13 protein-coding genes and 1 other annotated feature are annotated in these 13,974 nt (G+C 44.4%); all 13 genes read left to right on the top strand.

Annotation, left to right across the window (positions count from 1 at the left end; translation table 11 throughout):
* Window positions 1-56: 56 nt before the first annotated feature.
* The 13 genes from SMIDD28_RS09240 to trpA all read left to right on the top strand — a co-directional run bounded on the left by SMIDD28_RS09240 (window position 57) and on the right by trpA (window position 13,954).
* Window positions 57-512: a DUF3290 family protein gene (locus SMIDD28_RS09240; RefSeq protein ID WP_061425710.1), complete on the top strand. Its 456-nt coding sequence runs from the start codon at window positions 57-59 to the stop codon at window positions 510-512.
* Window positions 509-1,144 carry a DUF421 domain-containing protein gene (locus SMIDD28_RS09235; protein WP_000174448.1) on the top strand — a complete coding sequence of 212 codons (636 nt, stop codon included), beginning with the start codon at window positions 509-511 and terminating at the stop codon, window positions 1,142-1,144. The genes SMIDD28_RS09240 and SMIDD28_RS09235 overlap by 4 nt, the downstream gene beginning before the upstream one ends.
* A 54-nt stretch (window positions 1,145-1,198) precedes the next feature.
* On the top strand, window positions 1,199-2,944 hold the full coding sequence (locus SMIDD28_RS09230) for an ABC transporter ATP-binding protein (protein ID WP_061425709.1): 1,746 nt from the start codon (window positions 1,199-1,201) through the stop codon (window positions 2,942-2,944).
* Entirely contained in the window at window positions 2,934-4,676 is a 1,743-nt protein-coding gene (locus SMIDD28_RS09225; protein WP_061425708.1) for an ABC transporter ATP-binding protein, read from the top strand. Before SMIDD28_RS09230 ends, SMIDD28_RS09225 begins: the two co-directional genes overlap by 11 nt.
* 130 nt (window positions 4,677-4,806) lie before the next feature.
* Window positions 4,807-5,499 carry a sugar transferase gene (locus tag SMIDD28_RS09220; protein WP_061425707.1) on the top strand — a complete coding sequence of 231 codons (693 nt, stop codon included), beginning with the start codon at window positions 4,807-4,809 and terminating at the stop codon, window positions 5,497-5,499.
* A gap of 42 nt (window positions 5,500-5,541) precedes the next feature.
* Window positions 5,542-6,771 (top strand): DegT/DnrJ/EryC1/StrS family aminotransferase, encoded by a 1,230-nt coding sequence (locus tag SMIDD28_RS09215; RefSeq protein ID WP_061425706.1) that lies wholly within the window; start codon window positions 5,542-5,544, stop codon window positions 6,769-6,771.
* A 617-nt stretch (window positions 6,772-7,388) separates the two neighbouring features.
* Window positions 7,389-7,620, top strand: a binding site (T-box leader).
* A gap of 71 nt (window positions 7,621-7,691) precedes the next feature.
* On the top strand, window positions 7,692-9,053 hold the full coding sequence (gene trpE / locus SMIDD28_RS09205) for an anthranilate synthase component I (protein ID WP_061425705.1): 1,362 nt from the start codon (window positions 7,692-7,694) through the stop codon (window positions 9,051-9,053).
* Window positions 9,050-9,616 carry an aminodeoxychorismate/anthranilate synthase component II gene (locus tag SMIDD28_RS09200; RefSeq protein ID WP_061425704.1) on the top strand — a complete coding sequence of 189 codons (567 nt, stop codon included), beginning with the start codon at window positions 9,050-9,052 and terminating at the stop codon, window positions 9,614-9,616. Before trpE ends, SMIDD28_RS09200 begins: the two co-directional genes overlap by 4 nt.
* A 10-nt stretch (window positions 9,617-9,626) precedes the next feature.
* The gene (gene trpD / locus SMIDD28_RS09195) at window positions 9,627-10,631 is read left to right on the top strand and encodes an anthranilate phosphoribosyltransferase (protein ID WP_061425703.1); all 1,005 of its coding nucleotides are present in this window, start codon (window positions 9,627-9,629) and stop codon (window positions 10,629-10,631) included.
* On the top strand, window positions 10,628-11,398 hold the full coding sequence (gene trpC / locus SMIDD28_RS09190) for an indole-3-glycerol phosphate synthase TrpC (RefSeq protein ID WP_061425702.1): 771 nt from the start codon (window positions 10,628-10,630) through the stop codon (window positions 11,396-11,398). The genes trpD and trpC overlap by 4 nt, the downstream gene beginning before the upstream one ends.
* Complete coding sequence (locus tag SMIDD28_RS09185; RefSeq protein ID WP_061425701.1) at window positions 11,385-11,984, top strand: phosphoribosylanthranilate isomerase; 600 nt, start codon at window positions 11,385-11,387, stop codon at window positions 11,982-11,984. Before trpC ends, SMIDD28_RS09185 begins: the two co-directional genes overlap by 14 nt.
* Entirely contained in the window at window positions 11,962-13,185 is a 1,224-nt protein-coding gene (gene trpB / locus SMIDD28_RS09180; protein ID WP_000331265.1) for a tryptophan synthase subunit beta, read from the top strand. The genes SMIDD28_RS09185 and trpB overlap by 23 nt, the downstream gene beginning before the upstream one ends.
* Window positions 13,178-13,954, top strand: coding sequence for a tryptophan synthase subunit alpha (gene trpA, locus SMIDD28_RS09175; protein ID WP_061425700.1), 777 nt, complete (start codon window positions 13,178-13,180; stop codon window positions 13,952-13,954). Before trpB ends, trpA begins: the two co-directional genes overlap by 8 nt.
* Window positions 13,955-13,974 lie beyond the last annotated feature (20 nt).

Raw genomic sequence — 13,974 nt, 5'->3', positions numbered from 1 at the left:
ATCACCCTCTTTTGTTTATAATGTAAGAATGATTTTATGAAAGGGAGTGAAAATAAATGAAATTTTACTCATATGACTATGTGCTTAGCCAAATCAGTCAACAAAATGGAATTATGATTGGCTTTGGGATTGTGCTCCTAGCTATCACAGGATTTTTTACCTTTAAGGCCTATCGAGATAAAAAGGGGACTAAGTTTCGGGAATTGGTCATGATTTTGGCCTTGACCTTAGTGGCCATGCTTTTGGTGACAATTTCAAAATACCAGACCAATCAAGCCTCTAACAATCAATTTCAAACCTCCCTTCATTTCATAGAGGTTGTTTCCAAAGACTTGGGAGTGGATAAATCAGAAGTTTACGTCAATACTTCAGCTGCCACTGATGGAGCGCTTGTCAAGGTAGGTTCAAATGTCTATCGTGCTATGAACGGGAGCCAACCAGACAAGTATCTTTTAGAGAAAATAGAATTGCATCAAACAGACGCTATTGAATTGGTGGAGGTAAACAAATGACACTCAACTATATGGAAATTTTAATCAAACTGGCCTTGGGTCTTTTCTCGCTGGTTTTCGTGATCAATGTGACAGGAAAGGGGAACCTAGCACCTAACTCTGCGACAGATCAAATTCAGAACTATGTTCTCGGTGGTATCATCGGCGGGGTAATTTACAATAGTTCTATCAGCATTCTCCAGTATGCAGTGATTTTGATGATGTGGACGATTTTGGTTTTGACCCTCAAGTGGCTTAATAACAATGTTCGTTTTGTGAAACGCTTGATTGATGGGAAACCAACTCTCCTCATCAAAAATGGGCAGATTGACCCAGAAGCCTGTCGTTCAGTTGGCTTGTCTGCAGCGGATGTAGCCCTCAAACTTCGTAGCCAAGGGATTTTCCAGATGAAGCAAGTTAAACGAGCTGTGCAAGAACAAAATGGCCAACTCATCGTGGTCCAAATGGGAGATGAAAATCCCAAGTATCCAGTTGTGACTGACGGTGTGATCCAAGTCGATGTCTTGGAATCGATTGGTCGTAGCGAAGAGTGGCTGCTTGATAATCTCAGCAAACAAGGGCATGACAATGTAGCCAATATCTTTATCGCTGAGTATGACAAGGGTGCCGTTACAGTCGTAACCTATGAATAAGAAAAACCTGGGGTTTTGGCCTCAGGTTTCCATTTGCAATCAGAAAGGGATTTTATGTCCATTATTCAAAAACTTTGGTGGTTTTTCAAGTTAGAAAAACGCCGTTATCTAGTCGGGATTGTGGCCCTGGTCTTGGTTTCCGTCCTCAATCTTATTCCCCCTATGGTCATGGGGCGGGTCATTGATGCTATCACATCGGGGCAATTAACCCAGCAGGACCTTCTTCTTGACCTATTTTACTTGCTACTTGCGGCCTTTGGAATGTACTATCTGCGCTATGTTTGGCGTATGTATATCCTCGGTACTTCCTACCGTTTGGGACAGATTATGCGGTCTCGCTTGTTTGAGCATTTCACAAAAATGTCTCCAGCCTTTTATCAAACCTATCGGACGGGGGACCTGATGGCGCATGCCACCAACGATATCAATGCCTTGACTCGTCTAGCAGGTGGCGGTGTTATGTCTGCGGTGGATGCCTCTATCACGGCTTTAGTGACCTTGCTGACCATGCTCTTTAGCATTTCCTGGCAGATGACTCTAGTTGCAATTTTGCCCCTGCCTTTCATGGCTTATGCGACCAGTCGTCTAGGGAGAAAGACTCATAAAGCCTTTGGCGAATCCCAAGCTGCCTTTTCCGAACTTAATAACAAGGTACAGGAGTCCGTATCAGGTATCAAAGTGACCAAATCTTTCGGTTACCAGGCGGACGAGTTGAAGTCTTTCCAGGCAGTCAATGAATTGACCTTCCAAAAGAACCTCCAAACCATGAAATACGATAGCCTCTTTGACCCTATGGTTCTCTTATTTGTTGGTTCCTCCTATGTTTTAACCCTCTTGGTCGGTTCCTTGATGGTTCAGAAAGGACAAATCACGGTTGGGAATCTGGTCACCTTTATTAGCTACTTGGATATGCTGGTTTGGCCTCTTATGGCCATCGGTTTCCTCTTTAATATTACCCAGCGAGGGAAGGTTTCTTACCAGCGGATTGAGGAACTTTTGTCTCAGAAATCACCTGTACAAGACCCTGACTTTCCTTTAGATGGCATTGAAAACGGACGCTTGCAGTACGATATTGATAGCTTTGCCTTTGAAAATGAGGAAACACTGACAAATGTTCACTTTAGTTTGGGAAAAGGGCAAACACTGGGCTTAGTCGGGCAGACAGGCTCTGGTAAAACGTCCTTGCTCAAGCTCCTCTTGCGTGAATATGATGTGGATAGGGGAGCCATTTATCTAAACGGTCACGATATTCGTGACTATCGTCTGACAGACCTTCGCAGTCTTATGGGCTATGTCCCTCAGGACCAGTTCCTCTTTGCGACTTCTATCTTAGACAATATTCGCTTTGGGAATCCTGATTTAACACTTTCAGCAGTCGAGGAAGCGACGAAGCTAGCCCAAGTTTACCAAGACATTGTAGCCATGCCTCAGGGATTTGAGACGTTGATTGGTGAAAAGGGAGTCAGTCTTTCTGGTGGTCAAAAGCAGCGTCTGGCCATGAGTCGAGCTATGATTTTAGACCCTGATATCTTGATTTTAGATGATTCCTTGTCGGCCGTGGATGCCAAGACAGAGTATGCCATCATCGACAACCTTAAGGAGACGCGAAAGGACAAGACAACCATTATCACTGCCCATCGCCTGAGTGCAGTTGTCCATGCAGATTTGATTTTAGTCCTGCAAAATGGTCAAATTATCGAACGGGGTACGCACGAAGACTTGATAGCCTTGGAAGGCTGGTATGCCCAAACCTACCAGTCTCAGCAGCTGGAAATGAAGGGAGAAGAAGATGCAGAATAAGAAAGAACAATGGACTGTATTGAAGCGCTTGATGTCCTATCTCAAGTCTTATGGACTCCTGACTTTTTTGGCACTCAGTTTTCTACTAGCGACGACGGTCATCAAAAGTGTCATTCCCCTTGTGGCTTCCCACTTTATTGACCAGTATCTGAGCAATCTCAACCAACTCGCCGTGACCGTTTTGCTGGCCTACTATGGCCTTTATATCCTGCAAACTGTAGTTCAGTATGTCGGCAATCTTCTCTTTGCGCGGGTATCCTACAGCATCGTTAGAGATATTCGTCGAGATGCCTTTGCCAATATGGAAAAACTGGGCATGTCTTATTTTGACAAGACGCCAGCAGGCTCTATCGTCTCTCGTTTGACAAATGACACCGAGACTATCAGTGATATGTTTTCAGGGATTTTATCTAGCTTTATCTCAGCAGTTTTCATCTTTCTGACAACTCTTTATACCATGTTGGTGTTGGATTTTCGTTTGACAGCATTAGTATTGCTCTTTCTCCCCTTGATTTTCCTTTTGGTCAATCTCTATCGGAAAAAATCAGTGAAAATCATTGAGAAAACCAGAAGTCTCTTGTCAGATATCAATAGTAAGCTGGCAGAGAATATCGAGGGCATCAGGATTATTCAGGCCTTTAATCAAGAGAAGCGTCTACAGTCAGAGTTTGATGAAATCAACCAAGAACACTTGGTCTATGCCAACCGTTCTGTAGCCTTGGATGCCCTCTTTTTGCGACCTGCAATGAGTTTGCTGAAACTCCTAGGATATGCAGTTTTAATGGCCTATTTTGGCTATCGTGGACTTTATCTGGGAATAACGGCCGGGACCATGTATGCCTTTATCCAGTACATCAATCGTCTCTTTGATCCCTTGATTGAGGTGACGCAAAACTTTTCAACCCTACAAACGTCCATGGTTTCTGCAGGCCGTGTCTTTGCCTTAATCGATGAGAGAACCTATGAGCCCCTTCAAGAAAATGGCCAAGCTGAGGTCAAAGAAGGCAATATTCGCTTTGAACATGTGTGTTTCTCATATGATGGCAAACATCCGATTCTGGATGACATTTCTTTTTCTGTTAACAAGGGTGAAACCATTGCCTTTGTAGGTCATACAGGTTCTGGGAAATCGTCTATTATCAATGTCCTTATGCGCTTTTATGAATTCCAGTCAGGGCGAGTTCTCTTGGATGATGTGGATATCAGGAACTACAGTCAGGAAGAGCTGAGAAAGAACATCGGTCTGGTCTTGCAGGATCCCTTCCTCTATCATGGAACCATTAAGTCCAATATCGCCATGTACCAAGAAATCAGTGATGAGCAGGTCCAGGCTGCGGCAGCTTTTGTGGATGCAGATTCCTTTATTCAGGAGCTTCCGCAGGGTTATGACGCCCCTGTTTCTGAGCGTGGTTCGAGCTTATCTACTGGTCAGCGTCAGCTTCTTGCCTTTGCTAGAACAGTCGCCAGTCAGCCTAAAATTCTGATTTTGGATGAAGCGACAGCCAATATTGACTCTGAAACAGAAAGTTTGGTTCAAGCTTCTCTGGCGAAGATGAGACAGGGGAGGACAACCATTGCCATCGCCCATCGTCTTTCTACCATCCAAGACGCCAACTGTATTTATGTTTTGGATAAGGGGCGCATTATCGAGAGTGGAACCCATGAGGAACTCTTGGCCTTGGGTGGAACCTATCACAAGATGTATAGTTTGCAGGCAGGGTCCATGGCCTAATACTCGTTGATTTTCATTGAGCATAAGAATGAAATCCTTCAAATTACAGATTTCTTTCACCTCCTTTTCCATTTTGTGGTATAATGAAAAATGTTGACAAATAGTATAATAAAAACAAAGGAGAAACAGCATGCTGAAATGGGAAGACTTGCCCGTGGAAATGCAATCAAGCGAGGTTGAGTCTTACTACCAGCTTGTCTCTAAAAGGAAGGGTTCGCTGGTTTTCAAGCGTTGCCTGGATTGGTTTCTGGCTTTAATCTTGCTGATTTTGACTTCCCCAGTCTTTCTCATCTTGAGCATTTGGATCAAGTTGGATAGCAAGGGGCCCGTCATTTACAAGCAAGAGCGCGTGACCCAGTACAACCGTCCGTTCAAGATTTGGAAGTTCCGCACCATGGTGACAGATGCGGATAAAAAGGGAAGTCTGGTGACTTCAGCTAACGATAGCCGTATTACCAAAGTGGGAAATTTCATCCGCCGTGTGCGCTTGGACGAACTGCCTCAGCTGGTTAATGTCCTGAAAGGCGAGATGTCCTTTGTAGGTACAAGACCTGAAGTTCCGCGCTATACAGAGCAATATAGCCCTGAAATGATGGCGACCTTGCTCTTGCCAGCAGGGATTACCTCTCCAGCCAGCATCAACTACAAGGATGAGGACACTATCATCAGTCAAATGACGGAAAAAGGTCTGTCAGTTGACCAAGCCTATGTCGAACATGTCCTCCCTGAAAAGATGCGCTATAATCTCGCTTATCTCCGAGAATTTAGTTTCCTTGGAGACATCAAAATCATGTTTCAAACCGTGTTTGAAGTACTAAAATAAAGTAGTCATGAGAAAATGAGTACAGATAAAAGGAGCAAATCAATGCCAAATTACAATATTCCATTTTCACCGCCTGATATTACAGAAGCAGAAATTGCTGAAGTAGCGGACACTCTACGTTCTGGTTGGATCACAACAGGCCCTAAGACAAAAGAACTGGAACGTCGCTTGTCTCAATACACACAGACGCCCAAGACTGTCTGCCTCAACTCTGCGACGGCTGCTCTTGAGTTGATTTTACGCGTTTTGGAAGTGGGACCTGGTGATGAAGTCATCGTTCCAGCCATGACTTATACAGCTTCATGTAGTGTCATCACGCACGTAGGAGCGACCCCTGTCATGGTGGATATCCAAGCAGATACTTTTGAAATGGACTATGACTTGCTGGAGCAAGCCATTACTGAAAAGACTAAGGTGATTATTCCGGTTGAGCTTGCGGGGATTGTTTGCGACTATGACCGTTTGTTCCAAGTTGTGGAGAAAAAACGTGATTTCTTTACCGCTTCAAGCAAGTGGCAAAAGGCCTTTAACCGTATTGTGATTGTCTCTGATAGTGCCCACGCTTTGGGATCAACTTATAAAGGACAACCAGCTGGTTCTATCGCTGACTTTACTTCCTTCTCATTCCACGCCGTTAAGAACTTTACAACTGCTGAGGGTGGAAGCGCAACTTGGAAGGCCAATCCAGCGATTGATGATGAAGAGATGTATAAGGAATTCCAAATTCTTTCCCTTCATGGGCAAACTAAGGATGCTCTTGCCAAGATGCAACTGGGGTCATGGGAATACGATATCGTTACACCAGCCTACAAGTGCAATATGACCGATATCATGGCTTCCCTTGGTTTGGTGCAATTGGATCGTTACCCAAGTTTGCTTGGCCGTCGTAAGGACATCGTGGACCGTTATGATCGTGGTTTTGCAGGTTCTCGTATCCATCCATTGGCACACAAGACTGAAACTGTCGAATCTTCACGCCACCTCTACATCACCCATGTAGACGGAGCAAGCTTAGAAGAACGCAATCTTATTATCCAAGAATTGGCCAAAGCAGGAATTGCAAGTAACGTCCACTACAAACCGCTTCCGCTCTTGACAGCCTATAAGAATCTTGGCTTTGATATGGCGAATTATCCTAAGGCCTATGCCTTCTTTGAAAATGAAATTACGCTCCCTCTTCACACTAAATTAAGCGATGAAGAAGTGGACTATATCATTGAGACTTTCAAAACAGTTTCTGAAAAAGTACTAGCTTCATCAAAAAAATTGTAAAAAAGTCTTGACAAAGAAAAAACAAAGTATTAAAATAAGTTCAACAAATCAGAAAAGTAACTATTTTTGATCTTCAGGGAGCCTGTGGTGATTGTGAACAGGTGGTTGGAAGTAGTGAAAGTGGGCTGATTTTAAAAATGAATTTGAAACAATGAAAATTCGGTGCGCACACCTTACAGTGCAACTTGTTGTTAGACAAGGCAGAGATGTAAAGGGGGATAGTCCCTTTATAATTGAGGTGGCACCGCGTTACCAACGCCCTCACACGGAAGTATATTCTGTGTGTGGGCTTTTTTCTATCCGTCGTTTTGTTTATCTTTTATTAGGGCCTTAAGTCGCTTTGATGAACTTGAGTTCTATCTACAGCTCCTTGCCTACTACTAAAAGCAAACAAAAAGGCCGGACTAATACGAAAAAAGCTAGTAATACTCAATGAAAATCAAAGAGCAAACTAGGAAACTAGCCGCAGGCTGTACTTGAGTACGGCAAGGCGACGTTGACGCGGTTTGAAGAGATTTTCGAAGAGTATAAAAGTTGTACCGAAATGAAAATCTCATCATCAATGTCTCTGGTCGTGGAGACAAGGACGTAGCTGCAATTGCAGACTACCCAGAAGCTAAAAAATAATAGATGGAAAAATTACAGTCCTTTCTCTCGCAGAGAGCTTGTGGTTGCTGGAAACAAGCAGAGAAAGCTGTAAGGTTGGGTCCATCTGAAACGAGAGAAGAAAACATAATTCTCAAGGGAGTGCCCTTTATCGCACAGCCTGTTACAGGAGGTATCTGAGACAGGAATGAGAGATAGGAGAAATCCTATAATTGAGGTGGCACCGCGAATTTCGTCCTCACGCAAGTTATTTTGCGTGGGGATTTTTCATACAGTCGCCACGGACTAGAAGTAGAACTGAAAGGGAAATTACAATGGAACGAATCATTCATGGAGATGTCTTATCACCAATCTTGGCTTATATGCGCCTAAAGGGGCAACACAAGGTTATTTTAGAGAGTATTCCGAGAGACAAGGAAACAGCTCGTTTTTCTATCTTAGCCTATAATCCAGTTTTTGAGATTAAGTTTGAAAATGGAGTTCTTTATCAAAATGGTCAAGTGATTGATCGGGATCCCTTGGATTTCCTTTATGAAGTGACTCATAAGAGCCAGCACCATTCAGATCTCCCTTTTGGTGGGGGGGCAATTGGCTTTGTGGGTTACGATATGATTTCGCTTTATGAAGAAATTGGTCAAATTCCTGAAGATACTATTGGAACGCCAGATATGCATTTCTTCGTCTATGAGAGTTACATTGTCTTTGACCACAAGAAGGAAAAAATCCATGTCATCGAGGATGCTCTTTATAGCGAGCGCAGTCAAGAAGACTTGGAAGAAGCCTTGAATCAAGTGCTTGAGGAATTACGCATTCCTGCTCCAAATGAATTTGAAGACTTGGATCTATCTCCGCTGGACTTCAAACCCCATATCGCTCCTCAGAAGTTTGAGGAAATGGTGGAAACAGCTCGTGAATTGATTCGTAATGGGGATATGTTCCAATGTGTACTTAGTCAACGCTTCTCAGCAGAAGTTACTGGAAATCCATTTGACTTCTACAGAAATCTCCGCGTGACTAATCCTTCTAATTACCTTTATTTCTATGACTTTGGTGATTATCAAATCATCGGAGCAAGTCCAGAAAGTTTGGTTTCTGTCAAAAATGGCATCGTGACAACCAATCCGATTGCAGGGACACGACCAAGAGGCGCTACGGATGAAGAAGACAAGGCTTTGGCGACAGACCTGCTTTCGGATGAGAAGGAAACAGCAGAGCATCGGATGTTAGTAGACTTGGGACGAAATGATATTGGTCGCATCTCTGAAACGGCCAGTATCCAAGTCACCAAGTATATGGAAGTGGAGCTCTTCCGTTATGTTATGCATTTGACCAGCGTGGTCAAGGGGCATTTGCTTCCAGAACTCACTGCCATGGATGCTTTGAAAGCAACACTTCCTGCTGGAACAGTTTCAGGAGCACCAAAAATTCGCGCGATGAGACGTATCTATGAACTGGAAACAGAAAAACGAGGCGTATACGCAGGAGCAATCGGCTACTTGTCTGCGACGGGTGATATGGACTTCGCCATTGCTATCCGAACTATGATTCTCAAAAATCAAACAGCCTATGTGCAGGCTGGGGCAGGGATTGTCTACGACTCTATCGCCCAAAACGAATACCAAGAAACCATTAACAAGGCTAAATCTATGACTAGAATTGGAGAACTAAGACCATGATTTTATTGATTGACAACTATGATTCTTTTACCTATAACTTGGCCCAATACATTGGGAATTTTGCAGAAGTACAGGTCTTGAGAAATGATGATCCCAAGCTGTATGAAGAAGCTGAAAAAGCAGATGGTCTGGTCTTTTCTCCTGGTCCTGGTTGGCCAGTTGATGCTGGAAAGATGGAAGACATGATTCGTGATTTTGCAGGTAAGAAGCCGATTTTAGGGATTTGTTTGGGCCACCAAGCCATTGCAGAAGTCTTTGGTGGTAAGTTAGGTTTGGCTCCAAAAGTCATGCATGGGAAACAGAGCAATATCCGCTTTGAAGCGCCATCTGTTTTGTATCAAGGTATCGAGGATGGCCGTGCAGTCATGCGTTACCACAGTATTTTAATTGAGGAAATGCCAGAAGATTTTGAAGTGACAGCTCGTTCGATTGATGACCAAGCCATCATGGGGATTCAACATAAAAACCTACCGATTTATGGCTTCCAGTACCATCCAGAGAGCATTGGAACGCCAGATGGCTTGTCTTCTATTCGGAATTTTATCGAGAAGGTTGTAAAGTGAGGAAACTAGGATGAAAGAGATTATTGAAAAACTAGCAAAATTTGAAAATTTATCAGGTGTGGAAATGACGGATGTCATCGAGCGTATCGTAACTGGCCGTGTAACGGAGGCGCAGATTGCTTCTCTCCTCTTAGCTCTTAAGATGAAGGGGGAAACACCTGAAGAACGCACAGCCATTGCCCAAGTCATGAGAGGGCATGCCCAACATATTCCAACTGAGATTCATGATGCCATGGACAACTGTGGTACAGGTGGTGACAAGTCTTTCAGCTTTAACATCTCCACAACTGCAGCTTTTGTCTTGGCTGGTGGCGGTGTTCACATGGCAAAACATGGTAACCGCTCGATTTCTTCTAAATCTGGTTCTGCAGATGTCCTCGAAGCCTTGGGCATCAATCTTGACCTCAAACCAGCTGAACTAGGTAAGGTCTTTGATAAAACTGGAATCGTCTTTCTCTTCGCTAAAAATATGCACCCAGCAATGAAATACATCATGCCAGCTCGTTTGGAACTAGGAATTCCAACAATCATGAACTTGACTGGTCCCCTGATTCATCCAATGGCCTTGGAAACACAGCTTCTTGGAATTAGTCGTCCAGAACTTCTAGAAAGTACAGCTCAGGTTTTGAAAAATATGGGTCGCAAACGTGCCATCGTGGTTGCTGGACCAGAAGGATTGGATGAAGCTGGTTTGAATGGAACAACTAAGATTGCTCTTCTTGAAAATGGCGAAATCACCTTATCAAGCTTTACTCCAGAGGATTTAGGGATGGAGTACTACGCTATCGAAGATATCCGTGGTGGCAATGCTCAGGAAAATGCAGAAATTTTGCTCAGCGTTCTCAAGAACGAACCAAGTCCATTCTTGGAAACGACAGTCTTGAATGCTGGTCTTGGTTTCTATGCTAATGGTAAGGTAGCTAGTATCAAGGAAGGTGTTGCCTTGGCTCGTCAAGTGATTGCTAGTGGCAAGGCCCTTGAAAAACTTAGACTGTTACAGGAGTACCAAAAATGAGTCAGGAATTTTTATCACGAATCTTGGAGCAGAAGGCGCGTGAGGTCGAGCAGATGGAGTTGGAGGAAATCCAGCCCTTGCGCCAGACCTATCGTTTGGCTGACTATCTAAAACAACACCATGAACGCCGCTTGCAGGTAATCGCTGAGGTCAAGAAGGCTAGCCCTAGTCTGGGAGATATCAATCTCGATGTGGATATTGTGCAACAGGCCCAGACTTATGAAGCGAACGGAGCAGTGATGATTTCTGTTCTGACAGATGAGGTTTTCTTTAAAGGTCATTTGGATTATCTAAGGGAGATTTCCAGTCAGGTGCAGATTCCAACGCTCAACAAGGATTTTATTATCGATGAAAAGCAAATCATCCGCGCTCGCAATGCAGGTGCGACAGTCATCCTGCTCATTGTGGTTGCCTTGTCAGAAGAACGACTCAAGGAACTGTATGACTACGCGACAGAGCTTGGTCTGGAAGTTTTAGTGGAAACTCACAATCTAGCTGAACTAGAGGTAGCTCATAGACTTGGTGCTGAGATTATCGGGGTTAATAACCGCAACTTGACCACCTTTGAAGTTGACTTGCAGACCAGTGTAGATTTGGCTAAACATTTCAAAGATGATTGCTTGTATATTTCTGAATCTGCTATTTTCACAGGGCAGGATGCGGAAAGAGTAGCACCATACTTTAATGGAATTTTAGTTGGGACAGCTCTTATGCAGGCAGAAGATGTTGCCCAGAGAATCAAGGAGTTGCAGATTGACAAAGGTTAAAATTTGCGGACTATCGACCAAAGAAGCGGTGGAAACAGCCGTATCAGCAGGAGCCGACTACATCGGTTTTGTCTTCGCACCTAGTAAAAGACAGGTGACTTTGGAAGAGGCTGCTGAGCTGGCAAAGCTTATTCCTGCGGATGTCAAAAAGGTTGGTGTATTTGTTTCACCAAGTCAGGCTCAACTGCTAGAAGCGATTGAAAAAGTTGGTTTGGACTTGGTTCAAGTTCACGGTCAGGTGGCAGATGATTTATTTGAGAATTTGCCTTGTGCCAGTATTCAGGCTGTGCAGGTGGATGGAGAGGGACATGTACCCAATTCTCAGGCAAACTATCTACTCTTTGATGCCCCTGTGGCTGGGAGTGGCCAGACCTTTGACTGGGGCCAACTGGATACGACAGAACTAGCTCAGCCATTTTTCATCGCAGGTGGGCTTGACGAAGACAATGTAGTAAAAGCAATTCAACACTTTACTCCCTATGCAGTAGATGTATCGAGCGGAGTGGAGACAGACGGACAAAAAGATCATGAAAAGATTAGAAGATTTATAGAGAGGGTAAAGAATGGCATATCAAGAACCAAATAAAGATGGATTTTACGGAAAATTCGGTGGACGTTTCGTCCCAGAAACATTGATGACAGCAGTTTTGGAGTTGGAGAAGGCCTACCGTGAAAGTCAGGCAGACCCAAGTTTCCAAGAAGAATTAAACCAGCTCTTACGCCAGTATGTAGGACGTGAAACTCCCCTTTACTACGCAAAAAACTTAACCCAGCATATTGGCGGTGCCAAGATTTATCTCAAACGTGAAGACCTCAACCATACAGGTGCTCACAAGATTAACAATGCCTTGGGACAAGTTCTCCTTGCTAAACGTATGGGTAAAAAGAAAATTATCGCTGAAACGGGTGCTGGTCAGCACGGTGTGGCAACTGCAACAGCCGCAGCCCTCTTTAACATGGAATGTACTATCTATATGGGTGAAGAGGATGTTAAACGCCAAGCCCTCAATGTCTTCCGTATGGAGCTTTTAGGAGCTAAAGTCGAGGCCGTGACAGATGGTTCGCGCGTGCTCAAGGACGCAGTCAATGCGGCCCTTCGTTCATGGGTAGCTAATATCGATGATACCCACTATATCCTTGGTTCTGCCTTGGGTCCTCATCCATTCCCAGAAATCGTTCGTGACTTCCAAAGTGTCATCGGTCGAGAGGCTAAACAACAGTACCGTGATTTGACAGGACAAGATCTGCCAGATGCCCTAGTAGCCTGTGTTGGTGGTGGTTCAAATGCCATCGGTCTCTTCCATCCATTTGTGGAAGATGAGTCTGTAGCCATGTATGGAGCTGAAGCGGCTGGACTTGGTGTAGACACAGAGCACCACGCAGCTACCTTGACCAAGGGTCGTCCGGGTGTCCTTCACGGTTCCCTCATGGATGTGCTCCAAGATGCCCATGGTCAAATTCTTGAAGCCTTCTCTATCTCAGCAGGCTTGGACTATCCAGGTATCGGTCCAGAACATTCTCACTACCACGATATCAAACGTGCCAGCTATGTCCCTGTGACAGACGAGGAAGCCTTGGAAGGATTCCAACTCTTGTCTCGTGTGGAAGGGATTATCCCAGCCTTGGAATCTAGCCATGCTATCGCCTTTGCGGTGAAATTGGCCAAAGAACTTGGACCAGACAAGTCTATGATTGTCTGTCTATCAGGTCGTGGGGACAAGGATGTGGTACAAGTCAAGGACCGTTTGGAAGCTGATGCAGCAAAGAAGGGAGAAGCTCATGCCTAAGACTCTAACAGAAAAATTAAACGCTATCAAAGCAGCTGGAAAAGGAATTTTCGTTCCCTATATCATGGCTGGGGACCATGAGAAAGGTTTGTCTGGACTCGCTGAAACAATCCACTTTTTAGAAGATTTGGGTGTCTCAGCTATTGAAGTGGGCATTCCCTTTTCAGACCCTGTTGCAGATGGACCTGTTATCGAAGAAGCAGGCCTGCGCAGTTTAGCACACGGGACTTCGACACAAGCTTTGGTTGAAACCTTGAAAACCATTCAAACAGAGGTTCCACTGGTCATCATGACCTACTTCAACCCCCTATTTCAGTACGGTGTGGAGAATTTTGTCAAAGATTTGGCAGATACAGCGGTTAAGGGCTTGATTATTCCAGACCTGCCTCATGAACATGCCAACTTTGTAGAGCCTTTTTTGGTAGACACAGACATTGCTTTGATTCCTTTAGTAAGCTTGACCACAGGGATTGAGCGACAGAAAGAGTTGATTAAAGGGGCAGAAGGCTTCGTCTATGCCGTTGCCATCAATGGGGTGACAGGGAAATCGGGAAATTACCGTGCAGATTTGGACAAGCACTTGGCGCAATTGCATCAAGTAGCCGACATCCCAGTCTTGACAGGATTTGGCGTATCTAGTCAAGCCGATGTAGAACGCTTCAATGCGGTGTCAGATGGCGTTATCGTCGGTTCAAAAATTGTAAAAGCTCTCCACGAGGGAGAGCCGATTGAGGACTTTATCAAACAAGCAGTAGCTTACCAAAAATAAATCAGTAAAAAGAGATTTAG

The organism is Streptococcus mitis (assembly GCF_001579045.1).
GTDB classification, from domain to species: domain Bacteria; phylum Bacillota; class Bacilli; order Lactobacillales; family Streptococcaceae; genus Streptococcus; species Streptococcus mitis_D.
Note: the sequence above shows the minus strand (reverse complement) of the source record. Positions and strands in the feature narration are given on the sequence as shown.